This window comes from Halomonas colorata (genome assembly GCF_014897985.1).
GTDB classification, from domain to species: domain Bacteria; phylum Pseudomonadota; class Gammaproteobacteria; order Pseudomonadales; family Halomonadaceae; genus Vreelandella; species Vreelandella colorata.
Window position 1 is genome coordinate 61,067 of sequence record NZ_JABUZA010000003.1, and the last position, 24,771, is coordinate 85,837.

Below are 24,771 nucleotides of genomic sequence, written 5' to 3' on the forward strand. Positions count from 1 at the left end.
GATGTTGGCGTTAAATGCCAAACGAAACAAGTGAACCTTGCTTTTTCAGTAAGGTCTTAGTTGTTAATTGAGGCGTACGATTTGATTTCAACCACGTAGTGATTTCAACCACGTACGTCAACCACGATAGGTTTGAAGGGAGACCACCTGCACATGAGCACTAGTCTTCTACCGGTGGGACAGCTTTCTCCAGGTCATGACCTGGGCGGCTATATTCGAGCGGTTAACGGCATTTCGGTGCTAACTGTTGAAGAAGAGCGCGAGCTTGCCTTCCGCCTGTATGATGATGGCGATTTAGAGGCAGCACGCCGCTTGGTACTGTCGCATCTACGTTTTGTGGTGCATATCGCGCGCAGTTATTCGGGTTATGGGCTGCCCCAAGCTGACTTGATTCAGGAAGGTAACGTCGGCTTGATGAAAGCCGTCAAGCGCTTTGATCCCAATCAAGGGGTGCGCCTGGTTTCGTTTGCGGTTCACTGGATCAAAGCGGAAATTCACGAGTTTGTGCTGCGTAACTGGCGGATCGTTAAAATCGCCACTACCAAAGCCCAGCGTAAACTGTTCTTTAACTTGCGCAGCGCCAAGAAGCGTCTTGCCTGGTTGAATAACGATGAAGTCGATGCCATCGCCAAAGATCTCGATGTTAAGCCCGAGGTAGTGCGCGATATGGAAGGGCGCCTATCTGCTTATGATGCAGGCTTTGATGCTGCGCCCAACGACGATGAAGAGAGCGCTTACCAGGCGCCGGCTTATTTTCTGGATGATGCCTCAGCGGACCCGGCGACTAAGCTTGAAGACAGCGACTTTGAGGAAGACTCAACGCGCCGTTTACAGCTTGCCTTGAAAGGCCTTGATGAACGCTCGCGGGATATTCTGCAGCGCCGCTGGCTCACCGATAATAAGGCGACATTACATGACTTGGCCGATGTGTACGGCGTAAGCGCCGAGCGTATCCGTCAGCTTGAAAAGAACGCGATGAAAAAGCTGCGCCAAAAAATGGGCGATGCTATCGCGGCGTAAGCCTACATAGTCAGCTTTGCCTCGCCAGAACGTTGCATCGTTTGAAAAAAACCGGCCTCTATCGATTAGAGAGCCGGTTTTTTATGGCCGCCTAGGTGTGCATGGCTATTTTTGGCGCCGCGCTTTGATGTATTTCCACAGCCAGCTGCCCGGCATGATTGACGCCACACAGGCACAGGCGAGAGCCGGGGCCGTGAAATCCAAAAATGAATCCAGCGACCAGTGGTTGAATAAGCCATAAAAGTAGCCAACCTGATTGGCCCCGCCGCCCGCATATTCATGCTGAGCAATCTCACGCCCTAAAAATACCGCCACAATCAACGAGCCCGCCACCCAGCGGCCCACAAACGGCCAAAGCAAGGCTTGAAAGATCAGCGCGATAACCGCGTGTTCAAGGTGGGTAATATTCAAAAGAAGCCTTCCTTTGGCGAGGTGGTTGATATGGCATGGGCGGTATGCCCATCGCCAGCCTCCGAAGTGTGGATGGTTGGGTTGCCTAAGGTCTAAGAGATTAAAGGGAAGTTGATAAGTTCTTAAGAGCAGCTATTGGCGAGTTAGTTCTAGCTTCATTATGTAGTCCGTATCGCAAATATCACCCATCTGAAAATTATGCGAACCGATGACAACAAATCCTCGCGACTGATAAAACATTATCGCTTGTTGATTGTTTTCCCAGACGCCTAGCCACAAATATGTTCTATCAAGCGCTTTGGCAATTTCTCTGGCTTTCTCGAAAAGCCGCTTGCCGAATCCTGCTCCTTTGAACTTGCGCGCGAGATAAATTCTTTCAATTTCTAGCCCTGACTCTTCCTGCATCTCCGTTTGAGCGTTTCCCCAATTTACCTTTAAATAGCCTGCGCATAGGCCCTCGACTTCCAATAGCCAGAACTGGGATTGTGTATGCTTTAATTCATTTTCCAGTTGGCTGACAGAAAATGCTTTGTCTAGATACTTGCTCATAACCGTTTGCGGATAGAAATCAGCAAACGTTTCAATATAAGTCTGACGTCCAATATCAACGAGCCCGTCAGCATCTTCAACAGTCGCCTGTCTAATCGTTAAGTCCATGGATATTCCTGTTACTTCAATTGATAGCTAAAGCAATACTTGAAGAGTTGGGCGACTACAATGTTGTGCTAGGTGGGAGAATGTAAAATGCCTCTCTTCGCCAGCGGCGAGGCAGCGTATAAGCGAAAAAGAGTGGCCAACTGCGCTGTTGGCCACATGCGCAGTTAAGCCGGTTGGGGCACTTCACGCAGTAGTTGGCTGGCTAAAAATGCCCACTGGTCTTCCCAGTGTTCTGTGGGCAGCCGCTTGAAATCGCTACGCACATATTGCGAGATGCGGCCTTCCGCCTGGGTGATTAACAAATTAGCGGCTGCCGGTGCTGGAATGCTCGGGCGGCGGCCTTCGCGCAGTTCCGCTTCGCGAATGATCTGTTTTAGCTGCATTTCCAAGCGTTCAAACAATTGATGAACGCGCTGGCGCAGACGCGCCGTTTCGCCGGTCAGAACGTCGCCGCCCATCACCCGAGCAAGCCCAGGGTTTTTCTCGGCAAAGCCCAGCAATAGCGCCAGAATCGTGCCGCAGCGTGCGGTGGCCTCAGGGACGTCTTCCAGAATCCGCGTAATACGCGCAAAAATACTCTCTTCAATAAAGTCGATTAAGCCTTCAAACATCCGCGCTTTACTGGGAAAGTGGCGATAAAGTGCTGCCTCAGAAACGCCTACCTGGCGCGCCAGGGCGGCCGTAGTAATTCGTTTTCCGCTATCTTCTTCAAGCATTAACGCAAGCGCCTGAAGAATCTGCTCGCGGCGGCGAGGTTTTTGATCGTCGCTCATGACGTTAGCCCTCCGTCGCGGTTAGCTCGCGTCAGTGATGAGAGTGCCGACCCCGGCGTTGGTGAAAATTTCCAGCAACACCGCGTGTGGCACACGCCCATCAATAATGTGCGCGCTGTTAACACCATTTTTCACTGCATCAAGCGCGCAGCGTATTTTGGGCAACATGCCGCCATAGATGGTGCCGTCGGCAATCAGGGCATCTACCTGCAGAGTGCTTAGCCCGGTCAATACCTTGCCTTCGCCATTCATCAATCCCGCTACGTTGGTCAGCAGCATCAGCTTTTCGGCATTTAACGCCTCGGCTAATTTGCCAGCCACCAGGTCGGCGTTAATGTTGTAACTATGGCCTTCGCCATCTACGCCGATCGGGGCGATCACGGGGATGAAATCGCGGGCAGCGAGCATCTCGATCAAATCAGTTGAGATCGACTCAACTTCACCCACGTGACCGATATCGATAATTTCCGGTACGGTCATTTCCGGGCTCTGGTGCTCGACTTTCAGCTGGCGGGCGCGTATCTGAGCGCCATCTTTGCCCGTTAAGCCAATCGCTTTGCCGCCGCTTTGATTGATCAGGTTGACGATGCTTTTATTGACCAAACCGCCCAGCACCATTTCAACGACATCCATGGTTTGCGAGTCAGTCACGCGCATGCCGTTAACAAAGCGCGATTCGATATTGAGCTTTTCCAGCAGGCTACCGATTTGCGGACCGCCGCCGTGGACGACCACGGGATTGATACCTACCTCTTTCATCAGCACGATGTCGCGTGCAAACGAGTTGATCAGGGTATCTTCCGTCATCGCATTGCCGCCGTACTTGACCACGACGGTTTTGCCGGAAAACTGCTGAATATAGGGAAGCGCCTCGGAAAGCACCTCCACAACGACCTGGGGGTCGCGACTGGCTGAATTCATAGTGTTGTCCCTTGCTTACTGTTTTCTTTTGTCCAGTGTTCTTTTGCTTAGATAGTACGTGGTTAACGGCTATTATTATCGTGTTGCGCTTAAACCGGCGTTTCGGGAATCTTAAGCGTAGGCGCAACGCGTGCTAAGGCGTTGGCAAAGCGTTCCCTTATACGCGCCAGTGCTTCAGCATTTTTCCCCTCAAAGCGCATCACTAACGCCGGAGTGGTATTGGAGGCGCGGCATAACCCCCAGCCATCGGCGTAGTCGATACGAATGCCATCCAGCGTGGTTTTGATACCTTCGCCGAAGTCGCCCGTGCGGGCAAGCGCTTCAATCAGGCCAAATTTCTCTTCATCACTAACGATTATATTGATTTCTGGCGTGCTTAGATCCTGAGGAAAGCGGTCAAAAAAGGCGTCTGCATCTTCGTTATAAAGCGCCAGAATTTCCAGCAGACGTGCGGCGGCGTAAAGACCGTCATCAAAACCATACCAGCGTTCTTTGAAGAAAATATGGCCGCTCATTTCCCCACCCAGCTGAGCGTTGGTTTCCCGCATGCGCGCTTTAATCAGCGAATGGCCGGTGCGCCACATCTCAGGCTCGCCGCCAGCCTCGCTAATCACGCGGGCAAGGTTGCCGGTGCACTTGATATCAAAAATCACTCTGGCGCCCGGGTTGCGCGAAAGCATGTCGGTGGCAAAGGCCATCAGCAGATGGTCGGCGTAAATGATTCTGCCGCGCGGGGTGACTACGCCCACCCGGTCGCCATCGCCATCAAAGGCAAGCCCGATATCGGCACCGGTTACCTGAACGCTCTTGATTAGATCCTGCAGGTTTTCTGGCTTGCCGGGGTCGGGGTGATGATTGGGAAAATGACCGTCAATATCGGCAAATAAGGCCGTGGTCTCGACCCCTAGCCGCTCGATCAGCTGCGGGCCAAGCTCGCCAGTCACACCGTTGCCGCAGTCCACGACCGCTTTTAAGGGTCGCTTAACGTGCACGTCTTCCAGAATGCGCGTGAGGTAGGTGTCGCGAATATCGTGCTGACGAACACTGCCCTGGCCAGTGGTTAGCTCGCCGGCTTGAATGCGCTCAAAAAGCGCGGCAATGGCTTCTCCTGACAGGGTTTCCCCGGCCAGAACGATTTTGAAACCGTTATAGTCTGGCGGGTTGTGGCTACCGGTGACCATTACGCCAGAGCGGCTCTCAGGCAGCGTGTGAGTGGCAAAGTAGAGTGCCGGCGTGGGTACCATGCCGATATCGATAACGTCGCGTCCAGCGGCTGTCAGGCCGCGGATCAGTGCCGCTTGCAGGCGCTCTCCGGACAGGCGCCCATCCCGGGCAACGATAACGGTTTGCTCGCCGCGCGCCGCCGCCTCGGCACCCACGGCACGCCCAATCCATTCTGTGGTGGATTCGCTCAGCGTTTTATCGACGATGCCGCGAATATCATAAGCACGAAAAATCGAAGCAGGTACGTCCATTCGCTCTTCCTGTTACTACGTAATGTTAGTGCTACGTAACGTTAGCCGGGCTTGCGCTTGTCGGTGTTGATGGCCAGGGCGGTTATTGACGGCCAGTGCTGCCAAAGCCACCGCTGCCCCGAGTGGAGTCAGTAAAAGCATCCACAATAGAAAGTTCGGCTTGCACCACGGGAACGAGCACATATTGCGCCAGCCGTTCAAAAGGCGACAGCGTAAAGGCGCTCTGACCTCGGTTCCATACCGATACCATCAGCTCACCCTGGTAGTCGGAATCGATCAGACCCACCAGATTACCCAATACAATGCCATGTTTATGGCCAAGGCCCGAGCGGGGAAGGATCATTCCGGCAAGGCTCGGGTCTTCAATATAGATGGCAAGACCCGTTCGTACGAGTTGGCATTCACCAGGTTGCAGCGTCAGCGGCTCGTCGAGCAGCGCCCGCAGATCCATGCCAGCGGAACCTTCGGTCGCATAGTGCGGCATATAGTCATGCAGGCGCTCATCAAGCACTTTGCACTGCAGACGGGGGCGGGTAGTCATGAATGGCTCCAACATTAAAAAAGCTATTAAAAAAACTATTAAAAACAGTTGTTAAAAACAGGTATTGAAAAAACCGCTATTGAAAACAGCTGTTATAAAGAAAGCAACGCCAGCGCCTGGCGGATGATGCCCTGCGCAAGCTGGGTTTTGGGCTGAGGGGCTTCCAGGCGGTGCTCGGTGCCTTGCGCCGTGCGCCAGAGTAGCAGCGCCGCATTGTCGTTGCTGCCAAACCCCAGGCCTGCCTGAGAGACGTCGTTGGCGACAATCATATCAAGCCCCTTGCGATTAAGCTTATCGTGGGCGTACTGCTCCAGCTGCTGCGTCTCTGCGGCAAAGCCTACGACCATAGGGCGCTTGCCCGCAGGCAGGGCGGCCACATCGGCAATAATGTCCGGGTTTTTGATCAGCGTGAGCGTAAGCGTGTCGCTGTCGGCCTGCTTTTTGAGCTTATGCTCGGCAGGTGAGGCCGAGCGGTAGTCGGCAACGGCGGCGCAGCCAATAAATAGCGCCGCCTCTGGCGCCAGGCGCATGGCTTCTTGATGCATCTGCTCAGCGGATTCAACGTCAATACGGGTTACGCCAGCAGGCGTGGGAAGCGCTACGGGCCCGCTAATCAACGTTACGCGGGCGCCTTGAGCCACTGCCGCTGCGGCCAGGGCATAGCCCATTTTACCCGAGCTGTGGTTGGAGAGATAACGCACCGGGTCAAGTGCCTCGCGGGTAGGGCCCGCAGTAATCACCACATGGGGACTGTTGCTTGGCTGTGGAGCGCCAGAAAAGTGACGCGTAACCGTCTCAAAAATGGCCTCAGGCTCGCTCATGCGCCCTGGGCCGACATCGCCACATGCCTGGTCGCCAGCGGCAGGGCCGATGAGCTGCCAGCCATCAGCGCCCAGCTGCGCTACATTGCGCTGGGTTGCCGGGTGGCGCCACATGGCCTGGTTCATGGCGGGGGCAATCAGCTTGGGCGCTTCACTGGCCAGGCACAGCGTGGTGAGCAAATCATCCGCCATGCCGTGAACCAGCCGGGCAATCAAGTCAGCCGTTGCCGGGGCGATCAGCACGATATCCGCCCAGCGGGCGAGTTCAATATGGCCCATCCCGGCTTCTGCTTCCGGGTCAAGGAGCGACGTGCGCACCGGCTCGCCGGATAGTGCCTGCAGCGTCAGCGGGGTAATAAACGCCTGGGCACCGCTGGTCATGACGACACGCACTTCGCAGCCCGCCTGCTTAAGCAGCCGCACGATCAGCGCGCTTTTATACGCCGCAATGCCCGCGCTAATGCCCAGGAGAATGCGTTTACCAGCAAGCGTCGATAGCGTCGTCGGGTTAACAGAAGCAGAAACAGAAACCATGGCAAAGGATCCACATGAGCGTTCTTGGGGAGGCTTACCATACCATCCGTCTTACTAATTTGGCATGTCGGCGCCTATAACAGGTAAGCTAGGTTTACTGAGCTTTTTGGGCGAGTGAATTCGGGCGGAAAGGGAAATGGGGGAAGAATGGGGATCAATCACTGGCCGGAGGGCGAGCGGCCGCGGGAAAAACTGTTAACCATGGGCGCGCAGACGCTTTCAGACGCCGAATTACTGGCAATTTTCTTGAGAGTAGGCGTGCAGGGGCGCTCGGCGGTCGATTTGGCGCGTGATCTGCTCACGACGTTTGGCGGCCTGCGCCCGCTATTGGAAGCCGATCAGGTAAGCTTTTGCGCCGCCCACGGTTTGGGTAGTGCAAAATTCGCCCAGCTACAGGCCACGCTTGAGATTTCAAAGCGTCATTTAGCCAGCCAGCTGGCGCGCGGCAACGCGCTGACGTCGCCTGAACTGGTGCGCCATTATCTGAGTTCTCAGCTGCGTCATTTGGGTCATGAGGAGTTCGCGGTAATTTTTTTGGACACACAGCACCGAATTATTCGCTATGAATCCCTGTTTCGCGGTACCCTAGACAGCGCATCCGTTTACCCCCGCGAAGTTGCCAAGCGCGCATTAGAACTTAGCGCTGGCGCCGTTATCCTGGCCCACAATCACCCCTCCGGTGTGGCTGAGCCAAGCGATGCTGATCGTCGTATCACCGAACGCTTAAAAGAGGCCCTTGGACTCTTTGACGTACGCGTATTGGATCATTTCGTGGTGGGAGATGGAGACGTGGTCTCTTTTGCCGAGCGAGGCTGGCTATAGGCAGTAGATGGATAGCAGGCGGATAACGTCGACTATTCAGGTAAAATAACTAAAAAGTGGCTTTTTTAGGCCTTTTTAGATGGTTTTGCTTGCCGGTAGTTAGGTGCTCTGGTATAAAGTGCCACCTTTAAACTTGGGTTGAATAACGGATTTGGGTACAGCTAGTAGGCGGTTAACGGCGTCGACTCCCTCCCTGCTCCGGTTTGCCCGACAGTTTTGAACACTCAGGCTTATATCCTGGCCAAGCGGTTGGAGGCTCTCATGTCCAAAGTATGTCAGGTTACCGGCAAGCGTCCGGTAACTGGAAATAACGTTTCACACTCCCAGCGTAAGACACGTCGTCGTTTCTTGCCGAACCTGCACACCCATCGTTTTTGGGTTGAAGCCGAAAACCGCTTCGTCAAGCTGCGCGTTTCCTCTAAGGGCATGCGTATCATCGACAAGAAAGGTATCGAGACGGTTCTGGCTGATATCCGTAAGCGCGGCGACGCCATCTAAGACAGCATTTTTGGGAGAGTAAAACCATGCGCGATAAGATCAAGCTGGTGTCCAGTGCCGGTACAGGCCACTTCTACACCACTGATAAGAACAAGCGGAACACACCGGATAAGTTCGAATTCAAGAAATACGACCCGGTTGTCCGTAAGCACGTTATCTACAAGGAAGCCAAGATCAAGTAATCGCGCAAGCGATGATGATCGGCTTCCACTGCAGGCGAGCGCCTGTTGAAAAACCCGGCCCAATGCCGGGTTTTTGCATGCATGGTGTTTATCGGTGCATATGCGACAATACCTCTCGCGTATGAACCGATATCGTAACTAGGTCCTCTTCATGCCTGAACTGCCCGAAGTTGAAACCACCAAACGCGGCATTGCACCCTATCTTGAAGGTCAGGAAATTACCGAGGTGCTTGTTCGTCAGCCGCGCTTGCGTGTTCCTGTGCCTGACGACCTGCCTGAGCGGTTGATCGGTGCGCGTATTGGTACTCTGACCCGTCGCGCCAAGTACCTGCAAATCCCCATACAGCAGTCGCCAAACGAGGCAACACTGCTATGGCATCTGGGGATGTCGGGCAGTTTGCGTATTGCCCAGGTGGGCGACATCCCTAAAAAGCATGACCATGTCGATGTTGTCACCGCCAGTGGCCATGTGCTGCGCTATCATGACCCGCGCCGCTTCGGTTTTGTCGATTGGCAGCTGGGCGACGGCACGGCGGATAGGCGCCTGGTTCACCTGGGCCCCGAGCCGTTTGATGAAACGTTTAACGGCGAATGGCTGTATAAACTGTCACGCAATAAACGCGTGGCGGTGAAGCCCTTTTTAATGGATAACCGCATCGTGGTTGGCGCGGGTAATATTTATGCTACTGAAGCGCTGTTTATGGCCGGTATCGATCCCCGCCGTGCGGCCGGACGTATTTCCCTTGAGCGCTACAAGCTGCTGGCCGCCGCCGTCAAAGAGGTATTGGCAGCCGCGATTACCCAGGGCGGTACGACGCTACGCGATTTTGTCAGCGGTCAGGGTGAGCCTGGCTATTTTGCTCAGCGGCTAAATGTATATGGGCGCCAGGGCCAGCCCTGCTTACGCTGCGGCGCTGAACTTCAGCGTATTACGCTTGGCCAGCGTGCCAGCGTTTTTTGCCCTGGCTGTCAGCGTTAAACGCTGGCCCACCCTTTGCTACTTTGTTATCTACGCTTTTGGAGACTGTTGTGACCCAACGCCTGCGCTTGAATAAAAACGCCGATCGCCGCTTGAAAGCAGGCCATCTGTGGATCTACTCCAACGAAGTGGATATTAAAGAAACGCCGCTTAAAAATTTCACTGCTGGCGAAACCGCACTGGTCGAGGCCTCCAATGGTAAAGTCCTGGGCGTAGCATATATCAACCCGCACTCGCTGATTGCGGGCCGCGTGATGTCCCGTGACCCGGATATGCGCCTGGATCGCTCGCTGTTTGTACACCGCTTTAATCAGGCGCTGTCACTGCGTCAGCGTGTCTATGACAAGCCGTTTTACCGCCTGATTCATGGTGAAGGCGATTTGCTGCCTGGGCTGGTCATCGACCGGTTTGGCGATGTGCTGGTGGTGCAGCTGAATACCGCGGGCATGCAGGCACTGGCTGATGAAATTGTTGATGCGCTTGAAAAAGTGGTTAAGCCTGAAGTGATTGTGTTCCGTAACGATACCGGCGGACGTCGTCAGGAAGGCCTGGAAGCCCACGTTGATGTGGTAAAAGGCACGCTGCCCGACGAAGTGTTGATCGAAGAGAACGGCACGCGCTTTGTCGTACCTGTGCTTAATGGCCAGAAAACCGGCTGGTTCTTTGATCACCGCGAAAACCGCGCTTGGCTCAATAGCCAGGTGGCCGGTAAGCGCGTACTCGACGTGTTCAGCTATATAGGTGGCTGGGGCGTTCAGGCGGCGGCAAATGGCGCCTCTGAAGTGCTGTGTATCGATGCCTCTGGCCCGGCGCTTGAGCAAGTGGCGCGTAATGCCGAGCTCAATGGCGTTCAGGAACAGGTAGCAATCGGCGAAGGCGACGCCTTTGAAGCCCTGGCGGCGCTCAAAGCCGACGGCGAGCAGTTTGACGTGATCATTCTGGATCCACCCGCGTTCATCAAGAAGCGTAAAGATATCCCTAACGGCGAGCGGGCGTACGCGCGCTTGAACCGTGAAGCGATGCGTTTGCTGGGCCGTGACGGCCTGCTGCTGTCGGCGTCGTGCTCCATGCACCTGGCGACAGATCGCCTGGTAGATGTGGTTCGCGGCGCGGTACGCCATCAGGATCGCCATGGTCAGGTGATTTTCCAAGGCCACCAGGGCCCCGATCATCCGGTACACCCGGCGATCCCGGAAACGTCTTACCTGAAAGCGTTAGGCGTACGGGTATTTCGCGATTAATGGTGAGCGTTGAGTTTTGGGGCGAGTAAGGCGCTAAGCACAGGCAGCATAAGGGGCAACGTGATGGAGTGGGCGCTACCTGATCCTTTTGTGATCGATATTCACGTGAGCGAAGAGGCGATAGACGCCTATCAACACGTGAATAACAGCGAATACCTACGCTGGGTCGAGCAGATTAGCTGGGCCCACTCCGAGGCGCTTGGCCTGTCTCTGGAGCGCTACCGCGAGTTAGATCGCGCCATGGCGGTACATCGCCATGAGCTGGACTACCTTGCCCCCGCGTTTGCAGGCGATGAGCTGGCGCTGGCTACTTGGATTGTAGAGTGCGATGGCCGTTTTAGCCTGACCCGGCGTTTTCAGCTTAAACGCCAGCGGGATGCAAAAACGCTATTAAACGCGCGTACCCGGTTTGCGTGCATTGCGCTTTCCAGCGGGCGGCCCAAACGGCTGCCCGATGAATATCAGGGAATCTATGGCGCGGCGCTGGTCGACGAGTGACGTTAAATTTCTGGTATAAAACCGGATAACGCTAGAATTTTCTCCTATAAAACGCCTTAACCGGCGTTTTTTTTGTTTTTAAATCGGGCGATGGTGGCAGGCTTAAGCTGTGCTGTAATTGAAGAGAGACAGTATCGGTCCGCTTACACTAGGAGAGATCCAATGAACGTTGCCGTCCCGAAGGAAATTAAAAATCATGAGTACCGCGTAGCGCTGACGCCCACGGGCGCGCGTGAACTTACCAGCCGCGGCCATACGGTTTACGTGCAGGCTGGCGCGGGTGAGGGTGCAGGGTTTAACGACAGCGACTACGCAGCCGCAGGCGCACAGATTGAGCCCGATGTGGCCACTCTTTGGCAAAGCGCTGAGCTTATTTTAAAAGTTAAAGAGCCTCAAAAAGACGAAGTCGCACGGCTTACTTCCCAGCACACGCTTTTTACCTACCTGCACTTGGCGGCCGAAGAGGCATTAACGCGTGGCTTGATGGAGAGTGGGGCGACCTGCATTGCCTACGAAACGATTACCGATGCCCACGGCGGACTGCCGCTCCTCGCCCCGATGAGCACCGTGGCCGGGCGTATGGCCGTTCAGGCGGGCGCGCATAGCCTGGAAAAAGCCCAGGGTGGTGCTGGCGTGCTGCTGCCCGGCGTACCGGGCGTGGCACCGGGTAAGGTCACCGTGATTGGCGGCGGCGTGGTGGGTGAAAACGCTGCACGCATGGCGCTGGGGCTGGGTGCCGATGTGACGATTCTGGATAAATCGCTGGCTCGTCTGGAGGTGCTGGATAGCCGCTATCAAGGGCGTATAAAAACGGTTTACTCCACGGCGGATGCGCTGGATCATGCGGTGCGCGAGTCCGACATGATTATCGGTGCTGTGCTAATACCGGGAGCGGCGGCGCCCAAGCTGATTACCCGTGCCATGCTTGGCGATATGAAGCCCGGCAGTGTGCTGGTGGATGTGGCGATTGATCAGGGCGGCTGCTTTGAAACCAGCAGGCCCACCACCCACGCCGGACCTACCTATATCGTGGATGGCATCGTGCATTATTGTGTGGCCAACATGCCGGGCGGCGTGGCGCGCACCTCAACGCTTGGGTTAACCAACGCGACGTTGCCGTTTGTACTGGCGCTTGCCGATAAGGGCTGGCAGCAGGCACTGGGCGATGACGCTAACTTCCTGCCAGGGCTTAATGTACACGCCGGGCAGGTTACTTACGCGGCCGTCGCCAACGCCTTTGGCCTGGAGAGTGTAGACCCGTCAAGTCTTATCCGGCGTTAAGCCTATGACGTGGTAAGCTATTCTTAGTAAAAATAATTAATTTTATTTAACATTAGTGAAGCGTCAGCGCTTTACTAATCAGGCTAAGATGCTTTATTAATAATGCGGCGGTATTTCGTCTTCAGGACGAGCCGTGCCTTGAGTATTATCGGCTTGAAACGCCTGGTGCTGCTCGCGTAAGCGCTCACGCATTAGAGCGCTTATCTGTTCGAGTTTGGCGAGTCGTTGCTCTTGTTGCGCAACGGCCTGGTCGAGGGTGTCCAGCCAGTGTTCCTGGTAGGCCAGGCGACTTTCTAGCGTTTCAAGACGTTGCGTTAGCTCAGCAGGAGAAAAGTCTTGTGTCATGGTAACATGGCAACCTTGTGTAATATGTCCGGTACTGTTAGGAATGGGCCTGATAGTTCGGGTATTGTCCTTCGTCTGTTACCCATACAACAAGAGAGCTTTTATCATCTATGAATCCAAAAGTTGTGTTTCGCTGTTTCTTAATCAGTGTATTACTAGCCGCCCCCACGCCACTTCTGTTGGCCGGGATTGTTCATTTAACCAACGCACCCTTGGCCGATTTATGGCAGGCTGAGTTAGCCATCAGCGGCGTCAGCAGCATCTATATCGCCGTTGCCCTGGGTAGCTTTATCGTTTTATGTATTGGTACGCTGGCAACGGCTGCCCTGGCGCCGCCAGTGGTCGTCAAACCCGTTGCAGAGCGTTCAGAAGCAGGTCGTGTTCAGGCCGCACCGCGTCAGCCTCAACCGGTCGATGAAGTGGATGATGAAGAGGAAGATATCATCGACTTTAACGATGGGCGTGAAGAGGGTGAAGTGAAGTGGTTCAATACCAATAAAGGCTACGGTTTTATTACCCGCGATAACGGTGAAGATGTGTTTGTTCACTTTCGTGCTATCCGGGGCCGCGGTCCGCGTATGCTAGCAGAAGGCCAAATTGTGCGTTACCACGTGATTAAAAATGACCGTGGTTTGCAGGCCGACGATGTGAGTATTATTGAGTAACGATTGCACGATTAAGCAAGATGACGATCGACCCCGCCTAGGCGGGGTCGATTGCGTTTAAGGCGGTGGTTAACGGCCCGAATCCGGCCACTCTATGGCGCCTTCTTTACCACCGGGCAGAACCTGCCAGAACCGGTCAGGGTCATCATTGCCTGGATGCCAGCCCCCAAGCGAGCAGCGAATTTCCGTTTGCAGCGCTTCGGCGGCGTGTTGCGCGCACTCCTGGTCGGTCATCCATGGCGTGTGGCTGCTATCAAACCACAGGCTGGCAAAGCCATCCGCCACGTTATCGACCAAGAGGATCGGCACCTCTTCGCCCTGGTACATGCCGCGGGTTTTCCACTTGCCTTTGCCCGCCGGTGTTAGTGGCGGGGCGGAAAGCGCGCTGGCAAGCCAGGCGTTAAGCGTGTCATGAGAAACGCGGGCAACGTACACTTCAATATCCGGATACTGCTCCATTATGCGCTTACCTCATCCGACGTTAGCAGTGCCTGAAGCGTCGCCTCATAGATCCGGCTCAAGTCATCCAGGTCGCTGGCGCGTACGCGCTCGTTTACCTTGTGAATGGTGTCGTTAAGCGGGCCTAGCTCGACCACCTGAGCGCCCAGCGTGGCGATAAAGCGGCCATCGGACGTGCCGCCGCTGGTCGATAGCGCAGGGCGCTTACCCGTGACAGCTTCCACGCCGCGAATGGCAGCGTCAACCAGCTCACCTTCTGCGGTCAGAAACGGCTCACCATTCAGCGTCCAATCCAACTGATACTCTAAACCATAGCGCGCCAGAATCGCGTGGGTACGCTCTTTAAGCTGCTCGTGGGTCACCTCGGTCGAGAAGCGGAAATTAAACACCACTTCCACATCGCCAGGGATCACGTTAGTCGCCCCGGTGCCCGCGCGCAGGTTGGATATTTGAAAGCTGGTGGCGGGGAAGAAATCGTTGCCCGCATCCCAGTGCTCATTGACCAGGGCGTCCAGCGCAGGCATCGCCTGGTGGATCGGGTTGCGTGCCAGATGCGGGTAAGCCACGTGGCCCTGAATTCCTTGAATATGCAAAACGCCACCCAGCGAGCCGCGTCGACCGTTTTTAATCACATCGCCCAGGCGATCGGTAGATGAAGGCTCGCCCACAATGCAGTAATCAAGGCGCTCATTGCGCTCACGCAGCTGTTCGACCACGGCGCGAGTGCCGTCGACGGCCGGGCCTTCCTCATCCGACGTGATTAAAAACGCGATGCGGCCATCATGGTCAGGGTAGCGGGCTACAAAGCGTTCCACGGCGGTAAGCATAGACGCCAGGCTGCCTTTCATATCCGCAGCGCCCCGCCCACAAAGCATGCCTTGCTCATTAATGCAGGGTGAAAACGGTGGAAATTCCCAACCGGTGGGCGGCCCGCTGGGTACCACATCGGTATGGCCGGCAAAGGCAATCACCGGGCCATGATGACCGCGTACGGCCCAGAAGTTCTGCACATCGCCAAACGGCATTGGCTCAATATGAAAACCGAGCGCCGTTAAGCGCTCGATCATGATGTCCTGGCAGCCTTCATCGTCCGGCGTCACTGACGGGCGGCTTAACAGCTCAAAGGCAAGCTGTAGCGTTGGCGACAGCGTGTCAGGCTCAGTTATGGGCATGCAGCGCCTCGTTCAGCGCGATGGCGCTTTTATTGGTCAGGCACTCGACACGGCCATTTTTAGAGTTACGGCGCAGTAGCAGGTCGTTTTGGCCCGCCAGTTCGCGTGCGGCCAGGGTTTTAACCTCGTTGCCTTCGTCATCCAGCAGGGCTACTTTGGTGCCTGCGGTGATGTACAGGCCGGATTCGACCGTGCAGCGATCGCCCAGCGGAATGCCAATACCGGCATTGGCACCGATCAGGCAGCCTTCGCCTACTTTAATGACGATATTGCCGCCGCCGGATAGCGTACCCATGGTGGAGCAGCCGCCGCCCAGGTCAGAGCCCTTGCCGACCATGACGCCAGCTGAGATGCGTCCTTCGATCATGCCTGGGCCTTCGGTGCCAGCATTGAAGTTCACAAAGCCTTCATGCATAACCGTGGTGCCTTCACCCAGGTGCGCACCCAGGCGTACCCGTGCGGTATCGCCAATGCGGATGCCGGTCGGTACCACGTAGTCGGTCATTTTGGGGAATTTATCGACACAGTCGACGGATAGCGCACGACCGGCCAAGCGCGCTTTCAGGCGACGCGCAGGCAGCTCTTCGATATCGATCGCGCCTTCGTTGGTCCAGGCGATATTGCGCAGCAGGCCGAACATGCCGGTAAGATCCAAACCATGCGGCTTGACCAGGCGATGCGATAACAGGTGGAGCTTAAGGTACACCTCAGGAGCCGTTTGCGGCGCCTGATCCGTTTCAATGAACATCGCTACCAGCGGGCGTTGGCTTGCCGCAAGCGACTCAGTGAGTTCGGCTTGCTCTGTGTAGCCAGCCGCTTCAAGCGCTTTGGCCAAACGGGTGCAGTCTTCCGGTAAAAAGCTAACGGCTGCATTGCCCTGAGGGGCGTTAAGCGCTTCTTTGGCAGCGTTAACCAGGCTTTCCTGTGGCTTGAACAGCGGTGCCGGGTAGTAAATTTCCAGCCAGTCGCCTTGAGTATTCTGCGTGCCAATTCCAAGCGCAAAGCTCAACATAAACGTTCATCCTGTGGTTAATAACGTGGTTAACCGAACAGTTAACAGAAGCCAAATGTCGGTTTAACAATGTGTTGATATAAAAGTGTTTGTACAAAAGCGTTGATACAAACAAGCAGATTAGCGGCGTTGAATCAGCCGCTAATCTTAGCGTAATCGCCGTCGCGGTAACCCACCTGTATGGCGTCGCCGCCGGTATCCAGCAGCGGACGTTTAAGCAGCGTCGGGTGTTTCAGCAGCAGCTGGCGTGCAGAGTTGGCGTCCAGGCTATCTTTATCTTCCTGAGGAAGGTCGCGCCATGTCTTGCTACGCTTATTGACGACTTCAAGAAGCGGAGCCCGCTCCAGAATATGCTCCAGTAGTCCTGCCGATAAACCATCTTTGCGTAAATCGTGGGTTTTGAACGGTATGCCGTTCTCTTCCAACGCTTTGCGCGCCTTACGGCACGTATCGCAGGTATCAATGACATAGAGTGTAAACATGGTATCTCCTTTCGTGCTGTTCGTGCCGTAAAGATGTGAATTAACTACGCTCAATCAGCTGACGGATACGCTGCGCGGCTTCAAGGGTCGGGGCAAGCTCGGCCACCAGGGCTAGGCGTAGGCGGCCCGCGCCTGGATTAATGCCCTGCGCGTCAGGGCGGCCCATTAAACTTCCAGGCAATACGCTTACGTTCTGCTCGGTAAAAAGCCGCTGGGTAAAGCCAATATCATCGCCACCCGGTACGGCAGGCCACAGGTAAAAGCTTGCCTCCGGCGTGGGGAAGTCCATTACCGGGGCTAGCGCATCGACCACAGCGCTAAATTTTTCACGGTAGGCATCGCGGTTGGCACGTACGTGCGCTTCATCCTGCCATGCCGCAATGGAGGCGTGCTGTACCGGTAACGACATGGCACAGCCGTGATAGGTGCGATAACGCTTAAACGGCGCCAGAATAGCGGCGTCGCCCGCCACAAAGCCCGAACGCAGGCCCGGTAAGTTAGAGCGTTTCGACAGCGAATGAAATACCACGCAGCGGCGATAGTCATCGCGGCCAAGCTCTGCGCAGGCCTGTAAAAGCCCTGGCGGCGGCGTCTGTTCATCCAGATAAAGCTCGGAGTAACACTCATCCGAGGCGATGATAAAATCATGCTCATCGGCCAGCGCAATCAGCTGTTTGAACTCATCAATGGAAGTAACCGCGCCGGTGGGGTTACCGGGCGAGCAGATAAACACGATTTGCACATCACGCCAGGTGGCCGCGCTAAGCGTGGTGAAGTCCGGCCGAAAGCCGTTTTCAGCGGTGCAGTTTAAATAAACCGGCTCACCATCGGCCAGAAGTGTTGCGCCTTCATAAATCTGATAAAACGGATTGGGCACGACCACGTTGGCAGGGCGTGTGCGGTCAAGCGCGGCCTGCACAAAGGCAAAAATGGCTTCGCGGGTGCCGTTCACGGGCAGTACTTGACGCTCGGCATCCAGACCCGGCAGCTTGAAGCGGCCGGTAGCCCACTGGGCCAGCGTGTCACGAAACGCTGGCAAGCCGTTGGTGGCCGGGTAGCGGGCCATTTCCAACTGGTGTTTAACCAGTGCTTCGAGTGCTGCCGGGTAGGGTGCGTGCTGGGGCTCGCCAATCGTCAACGGAATATGCGTCAAATCAGCCCGGGGTGTTAATTCGGCTTTAAGCGCGGCCAGTTTCTCAAACGGATAGGGATGAAGGGCAGCGAGATCAGGGTTCATGGCGAGTCCGTTGAGAGTGTTTTGTTGAGAGCGTGCCCTGCTAGCGTATTAAAACGACAGGTGTAAGGCGCCGATTATAGCAAGCCCCGGTGTGGGCTCAAACTTAAGCGCCATGCTCAAACCCCCAAGACCTCAATCAACCGCTCGCGTAGCTGCTGCTGGCGCAAGGGGTCGGTTAGCGGCTCGCCCGATTTGGTGGTGATAAAGAAAACGTCCTCGACGCGCTCACCCAGAGTGGCAATTTTAGCCGTCGATAGCGCGATATCCTGCTCCATGAAAATACGCCCGACCCGGGCCAAAAGCCCTGGCCGGTCGGGGGCCGTGAGTTCTAGCAGCGTACGCTCATTGGCCGGGTCCTGCTCGATCAACACTTCGGTGGGCACTTTAAAGTGCTTTAGCTGGCGCGGCGTATGGCGGGTGACGATCTCTGGGTAATCGTCAGGGTCGTCCAGCTCTTCGACCAGGTGCTGGCGCATTTCATTGATGTGCTCAGGGTCGCGAATTGGCTGGCCGTGGTTATCCAGTACGATAAAGGTATTCAGCGTCCAGTTGTTATGCGAGGTAACAATGCGCGCATCGTGAATCGAAAGCCCTAGCTGCTCCATTGCCGCGGCGGTCGCGGCAAACAGGTCGTCGACCGAGCGAGTGTGAATAAACACTTTGGTTCCGCCTTCTGCCATATCGACCGTCGGCGCGCTGATTAATACTAGTGGCAAGGGGGAGGCGTTATGGACCAAAATCCCTTGGGTTTGCCAGACGATTTCGCTGGGGGCGTACTGTAAGAAATAATCCTCGCCGAGTGATTCCCAAAGTGTGTCGATTTGCGCGCGTCCAATCCCGAGGGTATTGAGCAGCGAGCGGGCTTCGGAGCGTGTTTCCCGCACCCAGTCATCACGGTCCGGCGGATTTTTAAGCCCGCGTCGCAGGGCGCGCTTGGTTTCAGCATAAAGCTGGCGCAGAAGTGACGCCCGCCAGCCATTCCATAGCGTCGGGTTGGTGGCGTTGATATCAGCGACTGTCAGTACGTAAAGGTAATCCAGGCGCGCTTCATTACGCACAACTAAGGCAAAATCGCGAATAACGTCGGGGTCACTGATATCACGCTTCTGAGCAGTCATCGACATGAGCAGATGATGCTCGACAAGCCAACTGGCCAGTTTCGTATCGTGAGGCGTTATATGGTGGCGTTGGCAAAAGTGCTCAACATCCCGGGCGCCAATTTCTGAATGGTCACCACCACGGCCCTTGCCGATATCGTGAAACAGGCCTGCTATCCATAAAATATCCAGCTTAGGCAGCTGGTTGATAAGAACCGCGGCCACGGGGAACTCGTCCTTGGCGCTGGGTTTACGAAACCCGTGCAGGAATTTCAGCAGGCGCAGGGTATGGGCATCCACCGTGTAGATATGAAACAGGTCATGCTGCATCAGGCCTACCGCACGGCCAAATTCGGGCAGGTACTTACCCAAAATGCCGTAGCGGTTCATGCGCCGCAATTGGCGCGGCACGTTGCCGGGCGCGCGCAAGATTTCCAGAAACAGCTGCTGATGAAGCGGGTCGTCGCGGTAGTGATCGTCGATTTGATGGCGGTGATCGCGGATAAGGCGAATAGTATCCGCACGCACGCCTTCAATTTCGGGGTGCCTAGCCATGAGCAGGAACAGTTCCAGCATGGCCTCCGGCTGCTCGCGAAACAGGCTGCGCGAGCGTGCTTGAATATAGCCGCCCTTGGTTTCAAAGCGCTCGTTGAGCTGAATGGTTTCCAGCGCCTCTTTGCCGCGCAAAATTACTTCATCGAAGTGCTGAAGCAGCATATCGTTCAAGCCAGCAAGCGCTGTTACGTGACGATAGTAGCGCTTCATGAACTGCTCAACGGCTAAACGCTCGGGCGTGTCTTTAAAGCCAAACAGCTCGGCAATGGTGCGCTGATGATCAAACAGTAGCCGGTCTTCGGCGCGGTCGGTCAACATATGCAGGGCATAACGCACCTGCCACAAGAATGCCTGCCCCTGGCTCAAAATACGCAGCTCGGCATCGTTCATAAAGCCGTTAGCGACAATGTCAGCGTACTGCTCGGTGCCGAAGTGGCGCTTGGCAATCCAGCCAATCATTTGAATGTCGCGTAGGCCGCCAGGCGAGCTTTTCAGGTTAGGCTCAAGATGGTATTCCGAGTTGTTGTAGCGGTAGTGGCGGGCAATCTGCTCCTGCCACTTGGCTTCAAAAAAACGGTCGGCAGGCCAGAGTTGCTCGGTGCTTAAACGCTCATGCATGGTTGCCCGCAACGACTCAGGCCCGGCGATCAGGCGTGATTCAAGCAGGTTGGTGATGACGGTGACATCCGCCTTGGCTTCACGTTCGCAGTCATTTAACGAGCGGACGCTGTGGCCAATCTCCAAGCCGATATCCCATAAAAAGGTGATAAACGCGCTTAGGGATTCTCGGTAGGGAGTGTCGTCATCCTGCTCAAGCAGCAAAAGCAGGTCGATATCCGAGTGAGGGTGAAGTTCACCTCGGCCGTAACCGCCTACGGCGACCAGCGCTACGCCGTCATCTGGCCAGGCGTGCAGATTCCAGGCAATGGCCAGCAGTTGGTCTAAGTACCAAGCTCGCCCGCGCACCAGATCGCGTATGTCAGCGCCTGAACGAAACCGGTCGTCCAGCCGGGCCTGCAGCTCGCGGAGCGCCGTTTTAAACGGCGCAATGGGCGAGCGTGAACCGGAGAGCTCCGTGCGCAAAGCTTCAAGGTCATACAGTGACGTGTCCGGCTCGAACCGGTAGTGGTGAAGGAGCATTAGCGATCTAAAAAGCTAAAGTCTTCATCGCTACGCGCGGTCAGAACTTCAACCCCGGTCTCGGTGACCAGTAAGGTGTGTTCCCATTGAGCCGACAGGCTCTTGTCCTTGGTGACGGCTGTCCAGCCGTCGCGAAGCACTTTGGTTTTATAGCCGCCAACGTTAATCATGGGCTCGATGGTAAAGCACATGCCGGCTTCCAGGGTGATGTCAGCTTCAGGCGCGTAGCCATCGTAGTGCAGAACCTGAGGCTCTTCATGGAAACCCGCGCCAATGCCATGCCCACAGAAGTCGCGTACCACAGAGTAGCCATGGCTTTCGGCATGTTTTTGAATCGCTTGGGCAAGCTCTGAAAGACGCACGCCGGGTTTTACCAGGGCGATGCTTTTATACAGGCATTCCTGGGTGATCCGGCACAGGCGCTCACCTTGAATGGTTTCGCCGATGACAAACATCATGCTGGAGTCGCCGTGGTAGCCATCCGGCGTCTTAACCGTGACATCCAGATTCATGATGTCGCCATTCTTGAGCTTTTTATTGAAATCTGGGAAGCCGTGGCAAACCACGTGATTCAAGGAGATACAGGTGGCGTGGGTATAGCCGTGGTAGTTGAGTGGGGCAGGCGTGGAGCCCAGTTCATTGACAATATATTCATGACACAGTCGGTCGATCTCGCCGGTGCTGACGCCCGCCTGTATATGAGGCGTGATCATTTCAAACACGCTGACGGCTTGGCGCCCGGCTTCGCGCATTTTCTCGATTTCTGAAGGTGTCTTGATGGGAACGTTCATGAATTCTCGATATGGGTTCAGGCGGTAGTTAAGAATACAGTATTAAGAAACAACGGGATTAAGAAAAGTAGCCAGGAAACAGTGTTAAGCGACAATAGTAAGTAAGCCTACTAAGTAACAGTCTTAAGCAACAAATAAAGATCGTAACACGAGCTGTGACTTCATCTTGGCAATGATCTATGGTATAAAGCCGCGCGCTTTCCTGCAATCGTCATTCCTAGCTTCTTTATCGCTAGTCGGCGATCATGGTCAGTCGAACGACCCGTTGCGCGTTCATTTTTGGATGCGTGGCTAATATAGCAAGCCTTGAAAACACACATGCACCGACACATGGTCCCGGGTGCCGCTGGCAACGTTTTAACGTGGTCAATGGTCGGATCCATGGGGTGCGTGGAGGCCTAACCCGAGTTTCAGGAGTTTTACCATGTCTCACGTTAATATGCGTGACCTGCTGAAAGCAGGCGCTCACTTCGGTCACCAGACCAAATACTGGAATCCGAAGATGGGCAAGTTCATCTTCGGCGCGCGCAACAAGATTCACATCATTAACCTTGAGCACACTCTGCCGGCACTGAACGAAGCCGTGGATGTGGTCGAGAAGATGTCGGCATCCAACAACAAAATTTTGTTTGTTGGCACCAAGCGCAGCGCTAGCAAGATCATCAAAGAAGAAGCGAATCGCGTTAATCAGCCGTTCGTCAACCATCGCTGGTTGGGCGGCATGCTGACTAACTTCAAGACCATTCGTCAGTCCATTAAGCGTCTGCGCGAACTTGAAACCATGCGCGAAGACGGCACGTTCGACAAGCTGACCAAAAAAGAAGTCCTGATGGCAACTCGCGAGCAAGAGAAGCTCGAGCGTTCTATCGGTGGTATCAAGAACATGGGCGGCCTGCCGGACGCACTGTTCGTCATCGACGTTGACCACGAGCGCATCGCGATCAACGAAGCCAACAAGCTGGGTATCCCGGTTATTGGCGTGGTTGATACCAACTCTAACCCTGATGGCGTTGATTACGTTATTCCGGGTAACGATGACTCCATCCGTGCTATCCAGATTTACGTGAAAGCCATTGCTGACGCGTGTGGTCGTGCGAAAGAAGGTCGTCCGGACGAGTTCGTTGAAGTGACCGAAGAGGCTGCTTCTGCAGACACCGACGCTGCTGCCGAGTAAGGTTGCAGTAGATGCGGCGGGCAGTTGAGCCGCATTGTGTTGAAGAGGGGGCCTATGCCCCCTTTTTCCCGCTTTGGATGAATATCCGGGTGGGCCGATTATGCCGGGCACCTGTTGCCGGCAAGCGACCTTCAAAGTGATACATGATGGTCATCTATCATGTTTATACTCTGTAGGGCGTTTAACTCTCAGCTAGAACCATTTCCGAGGTGAATTCTCATGGCAGCTATCAGCGCCTCTCAGGTCAAGGAACTGCGCGAACGTACTGGTCTCGGCATGATGGAGTGTAAAAAAGCACTCACCGAAACCGACGGTGATATTGAAGTCGCGATCGAAAACCTGCGTAAAAATTCAGGCTTAAAAGCCGCGAAGAAAGCCGATCGTATCGCTGCAGAGGGTGTTGTTGTTACCCGTGTAGCAGAAGACGGTAGCTACGGCGTAATGGTTGAAATCAACTCCGAGACCGACTTTGTTGCGCGTGATGACAACTTCATCGCGTTTGCTGACAAAATCGCCAGCGCTTTCTTTGCTGCGAAAAGCGAAGATGTTGCAGCCGTTATGGCAGGTGACCCTGAAACTGCCCGCGAGCAGCTGGTTCAGAAAATCGGTGAAAACATCGGCGTACGTCGTGCGGTAGTTGTCAACGCCGTTGACGGTGGCCTGGTGGGTGCATACGTTCACGGTGGCCGCATTGGCGTTCTGACCGTACTTACTGGCGGTACTGCAGAAGCGGCGAAAGACGTTGCTATGCACGTAGCAGCCATTAATCCAGCAGTTGCTCACCCGGCCGATATGCCGCAAGAGCAGTTGGACCAAGAGAAAGCCATCATCCTGGGTCAGCCGGACATGGCAGGCAAGCCCGAGCAGATTGCTGAGAAAATGGTTCAAGGTCGTCTGAAGAAATATCTGGCGGAAAACAGCCTGACCGAGCAGCCGTTCGTTAAAGACCCGAACCAGACCGTTGCTGAATTCGTTAAAGCAGCCGGTGGCGAAGTAGTTAGCTTCACGCGCTTTGAAGTGGGTGAAGGCATCGAGAAAGAAGAAGTCGACTTCGCTAAAGAAGTTATGGAACAGGCTGGCCGTCGTTAAGGTCAGATGTTTCAGTCAAAAGATGGCGTGCGCGTAAGCGCACGCCTTCGTGTATCCGGCCCCTGCTAATCTAGGGGTTGCTTCGCCCACCTGTGTCTAGGTCTGCTTCAGGAGAGATGCCATGTCACGTGATGTTCAAGAGCCTACCGCGCTTGTTGTTCCCAACAAACTTGAGAAATCGAAGTCAAAATACAAGCGTATTTTGCTGAAGCTTTCCGGCGAGGCGCTGATGGGAGAGCACGATTTTGGTATCGACCCTAAAGTGTTGGACCGTATGGCGCTCGAAATCGGCCAGCTGGTGGGTATCGGAGTGCAAGTCGGTATCGTGATTGGTGGTGGTAACCTGTTTCGGGGTGCAGCGCTAAGCGAAGCCGGAATGGATCGGGTCACAGGCGACCACATGGGAATGCTGGCAACGGTAATGAACGCGCTGGCCATGCGCGATGCATTGGAGCGTTCGAATATCCGTTCGCGGGTAATGTCGGCGATTCCCATGAGTGGTGTGGTAGAGCATTATGACCGCCGCACCGCCATCCGCTATTTAACGTCAGGAGACGTAGTGTTGTTCTCGGCAGGAACGGGTAACCCGTTCTTCACAACCGACTCGGCTGCCTGTTTACGAGGCATCGAAGTCGATGTGGATGTAGTCATCAAGGCCACCAAAGTGGATGGGGTTTATAACAAGGACCCCTTGAAACACTCTGATGCCGTAAAGTATGACCAGCTCTCCTATGATGACGCTCTGGATCAGAAATTAGGCGTTATGGATTTGACCGCCATCTGCCTGGTACGTGACCATGATATGCCGGTGCGGGTATTTGATATGAATAAGCCTGGTGCCCTACTGAATTTGGTAGTAGGGGGCAAGGAAGGCACGCTGATAGATAGAGGATAATGAC

27 protein-coding genes are annotated in these 24,771 nt (G+C 55.1%); 12 read left to right on the forward strand and 15 right to left on the reverse strand.

Annotation, left to right across the window (positions count from 1 at the left end):
* Positions 1 to 153: 153 nt before the first annotated feature.
* A complete protein-coding gene (gene rpoH, locus INT33_RS02580; protein WP_018918295.1) occupies positions 154 to 1,020 on the forward strand; it encodes an RNA polymerase sigma factor RpoH in 867 nt (288 codons plus the stop codon).
* A gap of 105 nt (positions 1,021 to 1,125) precedes the next feature.
* Here the strand turns inward: rpoH and INT33_RS02585 are convergent, their stop codons facing one another.
* The 7 genes from INT33_RS02585 to coaBC all read right to left on the reverse strand — a co-directional run bounded on the left by INT33_RS02585 (position 1,126) and on the right by coaBC (position 7,153).
* A complete protein-coding gene (locus tag INT33_RS02585; RefSeq protein ID WP_192538109.1) occupies positions 1,126 to 1,431 on the reverse strand; it encodes a hypothetical protein in 306 nt (101 codons plus the stop codon).
* A 132-nt stretch (positions 1,432 to 1,563) separates the two neighbouring features.
* Positions 1,564 to 2,088, reverse strand: a complete 525-nt coding sequence (locus tag INT33_RS02590; protein ID WP_192538108.1) for a GNAT family N-acetyltransferase — start codon at positions 2,086 to 2,088, stop codon at positions 1,564 to 1,566.
* 164 nt (positions 2,089 to 2,252) lie between these two features.
* Positions 2,253 to 2,861, reverse strand: coding sequence for a nucleoid occlusion factor SlmA (gene slmA, locus INT33_RS02595; protein ID WP_192538107.1), 609 nt, complete (start codon positions 2,859 to 2,861; stop codon positions 2,253 to 2,255).
* Positions 2,862 to 2,882: 21 nt separating this feature from the next.
* Positions 2,883 to 3,782, reverse strand: coding sequence for an acetylglutamate kinase (gene argB / locus INT33_RS02600; RefSeq protein ID WP_192538106.1), 900 nt, complete (start codon positions 3,780 to 3,782; stop codon positions 2,883 to 2,885).
* Positions 3,783 to 3,871: 89 nt separating this feature from the next.
* The gene (locus tag INT33_RS02605) at positions 3,872 to 5,257 is read right to left on the reverse strand and encodes a phosphomannomutase/phosphoglucomutase (RefSeq protein ID WP_193091005.1); all 1,386 of its coding nucleotides are present in this window, start codon (positions 5,255 to 5,257) and stop codon (positions 3,872 to 3,874) included.
* Between the two features lie 82 nt (positions 5,258 to 5,339).
* Complete coding sequence (gene dut, locus INT33_RS02610; RefSeq protein ID WP_192538104.1) at positions 5,340 to 5,798, reverse strand: dUTP diphosphatase; 459 nt, start codon at positions 5,796 to 5,798, stop codon at positions 5,340 to 5,342.
* Positions 5,799 to 5,890: 92 nt separating this feature from the next.
* Positions 5,891 to 7,153, reverse strand: a complete 1,263-nt coding sequence (gene coaBC / locus INT33_RS02615) for a bifunctional phosphopantothenoylcysteine decarboxylase/phosphopantothenate--cysteine ligase CoaBC (protein ID WP_193091006.1) — start codon at positions 7,151 to 7,153, stop codon at positions 5,891 to 5,893.
* 147 nt (positions 7,154 to 7,300) lie between these two features.
* Here coaBC and radC point away from each other — a divergent pair, with 147 nt between their 5' ends.
* The 7 genes from radC to ald all read left to right on the forward strand — a co-directional run bounded on the left by radC (position 7,301) and on the right by ald (position 12,654).
* Positions 7,301 to 7,975, forward strand: coding sequence for a RadC family protein (radC, locus tag INT33_RS02620; protein WP_193091007.1), 675 nt, complete (start codon positions 7,301 to 7,303; stop codon positions 7,973 to 7,975).
* Between the two features lie 261 nt (positions 7,976 to 8,236).
* Complete coding sequence (rpmB, locus tag INT33_RS02625; RefSeq protein WP_009724126.1) at positions 8,237 to 8,473, forward strand: 50S ribosomal protein L28; 237 nt, start codon at positions 8,237 to 8,239, stop codon at positions 8,471 to 8,473.
* Between the two features lie 26 nt (positions 8,474 to 8,499).
* Entirely contained in the window at positions 8,500 to 8,655 is a 156-nt protein-coding gene (gene rpmG / locus INT33_RS02630) for a 50S ribosomal protein L33 (RefSeq protein WP_009098622.1), read from the forward strand.
* Positions 8,656 to 8,806: 151 nt separating this feature from the next.
* Positions 8,807 to 9,634, forward strand: coding sequence for a bifunctional DNA-formamidopyrimidine glycosylase/DNA-(apurinic or apyrimidinic site) lyase (mutM, locus tag INT33_RS02635; protein ID WP_193091008.1), 828 nt, complete (start codon positions 8,807 to 8,809; stop codon positions 9,632 to 9,634).
* Between the two features lie 50 nt (positions 9,635 to 9,684).
* On the forward strand, positions 9,685 to 10,875 hold the full coding sequence (locus INT33_RS02640) for a class I SAM-dependent rRNA methyltransferase (protein ID WP_018918286.1): 1,191 nt from the start codon (positions 9,685 to 9,687) through the stop codon (positions 10,873 to 10,875).
* 63 nt (positions 10,876 to 10,938) lie between these two features.
* Positions 10,939 to 11,373 (forward strand): acyl-CoA thioesterase, encoded by a 435-nt coding sequence (locus INT33_RS02645; RefSeq protein WP_192538101.1) that lies wholly within the window; start codon positions 10,939 to 10,941, stop codon positions 11,371 to 11,373.
* A 162-nt stretch (positions 11,374 to 11,535) separates the two neighbouring features.
* On the forward strand, positions 11,536 to 12,654 hold the full coding sequence (gene ald, locus INT33_RS02650; RefSeq protein WP_192538100.1) for an alanine dehydrogenase: 1,119 nt from the start codon (positions 11,536 to 11,538) through the stop codon (positions 12,652 to 12,654).
* A gap of 96 nt (positions 12,655 to 12,750) precedes the next feature.
* On the opposite strand, the gene INT33_RS02655 is transcribed toward ald, so the two are convergent.
* A complete protein-coding gene (locus INT33_RS02655) occupies positions 12,751 to 12,999 on the reverse strand; it encodes a SlyX family protein (protein ID WP_018918283.1) in 249 nt (82 codons plus the stop codon).
* Positions 13,000 to 13,109: 110 nt separating this feature from the next.
* On the opposite strand from INT33_RS02655, the gene INT33_RS21075 reads away from it, so the two are divergent.
* Positions 13,110 to 13,664, forward strand: coding sequence for a cold-shock protein (locus INT33_RS21075; RefSeq protein ID WP_225736151.1), 555 nt, complete (start codon positions 13,110 to 13,112; stop codon positions 13,662 to 13,664).
* 69 nt (positions 13,665 to 13,733) lie between these two features.
* Here the strand turns inward: INT33_RS21075 and INT33_RS02665 are convergent, their stop codons facing one another.
* From INT33_RS02665 to map, 7 genes are all read right to left on the reverse strand, one after another.
* The gene (locus tag INT33_RS02665; protein ID WP_192538099.1) at positions 13,734 to 14,123 is read right to left on the reverse strand and encodes a hypothetical protein; all 390 of its coding nucleotides are present in this window, start codon (positions 14,121 to 14,123) and stop codon (positions 13,734 to 13,736) included.
* Positions 14,123 to 15,295, reverse strand: coding sequence for a succinyl-diaminopimelate desuccinylase (gene dapE / locus INT33_RS02670; protein WP_192538098.1), 1,173 nt, complete (start codon positions 15,293 to 15,295; stop codon positions 14,123 to 14,125). The genes INT33_RS02665 and dapE overlap by 1 nt, the downstream gene beginning before the upstream one ends.
* A complete protein-coding gene (gene dapD / locus INT33_RS02675) occupies positions 15,282 to 16,307 on the reverse strand; it encodes a 2,3,4,5-tetrahydropyridine-2,6-dicarboxylate N-succinyltransferase (RefSeq protein WP_193091009.1) in 1,026 nt (341 codons plus the stop codon). Before dapD ends, dapE begins: the two co-directional genes overlap by 14 nt.
* A 134-nt stretch (positions 16,308 to 16,441) precedes the next feature.
* Positions 16,442 to 16,789 (reverse strand): Spx/MgsR family RNA polymerase-binding regulatory protein, encoded by a 348-nt coding sequence (locus INT33_RS02680; protein WP_193091010.1) that lies wholly within the window; start codon positions 16,787 to 16,789, stop codon positions 16,442 to 16,444.
* A 40-nt stretch (positions 16,790 to 16,829) separates the two neighbouring features.
* The gene (gene dapC, locus INT33_RS02685; RefSeq protein ID WP_193091011.1) at positions 16,830 to 18,026 is read right to left on the reverse strand and encodes a succinyldiaminopimelate transaminase; all 1,197 of its coding nucleotides are present in this window, start codon (positions 18,024 to 18,026) and stop codon (positions 16,830 to 16,832) included.
* Between the two features lie 116 nt (positions 18,027 to 18,142).
* Positions 18,143 to 20,818 (reverse strand): [protein-PII] uridylyltransferase, encoded by a 2,676-nt coding sequence (locus INT33_RS02690; protein ID WP_193091012.1) that lies wholly within the window; start codon positions 20,816 to 20,818, stop codon positions 18,143 to 18,145.
* Positions 20,818 to 21,609: a type I methionyl aminopeptidase gene (gene map, locus INT33_RS02695; RefSeq protein ID WP_193091013.1), complete on the reverse strand. Its 792-nt coding sequence runs from the start codon at positions 21,607 to 21,609 to the stop codon at positions 20,818 to 20,820. The genes INT33_RS02690 and map overlap by 1 nt, the downstream gene beginning before the upstream one ends.
* Positions 21,610 to 22,033: 424 nt before the next feature.
* On the opposite strand from map, the gene rpsB reads away from it, so the two are divergent.
* The 3 genes from rpsB (at position 22,034) to pyrH (ending at position 24,767) form a co-directional block, all read left to right on the forward strand.
* On the forward strand, positions 22,034 to 22,783 hold the full coding sequence (gene rpsB, locus INT33_RS02700) for a 30S ribosomal protein S2 (RefSeq protein ID WP_018918260.1): 750 nt from the start codon (positions 22,034 to 22,036) through the stop codon (positions 22,781 to 22,783).
* Between the two features lie 219 nt (positions 22,784 to 23,002).
* Positions 23,003 to 23,872, forward strand: coding sequence for a translation elongation factor Ts (gene tsf, locus INT33_RS02705; protein ID WP_193091014.1), 870 nt, complete (start codon positions 23,003 to 23,005; stop codon positions 23,870 to 23,872).
* Positions 23,873 to 23,993: 121 nt separating this feature from the next.
* Positions 23,994 to 24,767 carry a UMP kinase gene (pyrH, locus tag INT33_RS02710; protein WP_018918258.1) on the forward strand — a complete coding sequence of 258 codons (774 nt, stop codon included), beginning with the start codon at positions 23,994 to 23,996 and terminating at the stop codon, positions 24,765 to 24,767.
* Positions 24,768 to 24,771 lie beyond the last annotated feature (4 nt).

Coding starts and splice junctions, on each gene's coding strand:
- tsf (WP_193091014.1), top strand. CDS start 23,003: ATGGCAGCTATCAGCGCCTCTCAGGTCAAGGAACTGCGCGAACGTACT.
- rpoH (WP_018918295.1), top strand. CDS start 154: ATGAGCACTAGTCTTCTACCGGTGGGACAGCTTTCTCCAGGTCATGAC.
- INT33_RS02680 (WP_193091010.1), bottom strand. CDS start 16,789: ATGTTTACACTCTATGTCATTGATACCTGCGATACGTGCCGTAAGGCG.
- INT33_RS02665 (WP_192538099.1), bottom strand. CDS start 14,123: ATGGAGCAGTATCCGGATATTGAAGTGTACGTTGCCCGCGTTTCTCAT.
- INT33_RS02645 (WP_192538101.1), top strand. CDS start 10,939: ATGGAGTGGGCGCTACCTGATCCTTTTGTGATCGATATTCACGTGAGC.
- INT33_RS02605 (WP_193091005.1), bottom strand. CDS start 5,257: ATGGACGTACCTGCTTCGATTTTTCGTGCTTATGATATTCGCGGCATC.
- map (WP_193091013.1), bottom strand. CDS start 21,609: ATGAACGTTCCCATCAAGACACCTTCAGAAATCGAGAAAATGCGCGAA.
- argB (WP_192538106.1), bottom strand. CDS start 3,782: ATGAATTCAGCCAGTCGCGACCCCCAGGTCGTTGTGGAGGTGCTTTCC.
- dapC (WP_193091011.1), bottom strand. CDS start 18,026: ATGAACCCTGATCTCGCTGCCCTTCATCCCTATCCGTTTGAGAAACTG.
- dapE (WP_192538098.1), bottom strand. CDS start 15,295: ATGCCCATAACTGAGCCTGACACGCTGTCGCCAACGCTACAGCTTGCC.
- slmA (WP_192538107.1), bottom strand. CDS start 2,861: ATGAGCGACGATCAAAAACCTCGCCGCCGCGAGCAGATTCTTCAGGCG.
- INT33_RS21075 (WP_225736151.1), top strand. CDS start 13,110: ATGAATCCAAAAGTTGTGTTTCGCTGTTTCTTAATCAGTGTATTACTA.
- dapD (WP_193091009.1), bottom strand. CDS start 16,307: ATGTTGAGCTTTGCGCTTGGAATTGGCACGCAGAATACTCAAGGCGAC.
- rpmB (WP_009724126.1), top strand. CDS start 8,237: ATGTCCAAAGTATGTCAGGTTACCGGCAAGCGTCCGGTAACTGGAAAT.
- dut (WP_192538104.1), bottom strand. CDS start 5,798: ATGACTACCCGCCCCCGTCTGCAGTGCAAAGTGCTTGATGAGCGCCTG.
- INT33_RS02690 (WP_193091012.1), bottom strand. CDS start 20,818: ATGCTCCTTCACCACTACCGGTTCGAGCCGGACACGTCACTGTATGAC.
- pyrH (WP_018918258.1), top strand. CDS start 23,994: ATGTCACGTGATGTTCAAGAGCCTACCGCGCTTGTTGTTCCCAACAAA.
- rpsB (WP_018918260.1), top strand. CDS start 22,034: ATGTCTCACGTTAATATGCGTGACCTGCTGAAAGCAGGCGCTCACTTC.
- coaBC (WP_193091006.1), bottom strand. CDS start 7,153: ATGGTTTCTGTTTCTGCTTCTGTTAACCCGACGACGCTATCGACGCTT.
- INT33_RS02655 (WP_018918283.1), bottom strand. CDS start 12,999: ATGACACAAGACTTTTCTCCTGCTGAGCTAACGCAACGTCTTGAAACG.
- rpmG (WP_009098622.1), top strand. CDS start 8,500: ATGCGCGATAAGATCAAGCTGGTGTCCAGTGCCGGTACAGGCCACTTC.
- ald (WP_192538100.1), top strand. CDS start 11,536: ATGAACGTTGCCGTCCCGAAGGAAATTAAAAATCATGAGTACCGCGTA.
- radC (WP_193091007.1), top strand. CDS start 7,301: ATGGGGATCAATCACTGGCCGGAGGGCGAGCGGCCGCGGGAAAAACTG.
- INT33_RS02590 (WP_192538108.1), bottom strand. CDS start 2,088: ATGGACTTAACGATTAGACAGGCGACTGTTGAAGATGCTGACGGGCTC.
- mutM (WP_193091008.1), top strand. CDS start 8,807: ATGCCTGAACTGCCCGAAGTTGAAACCACCAAACGCGGCATTGCACCC.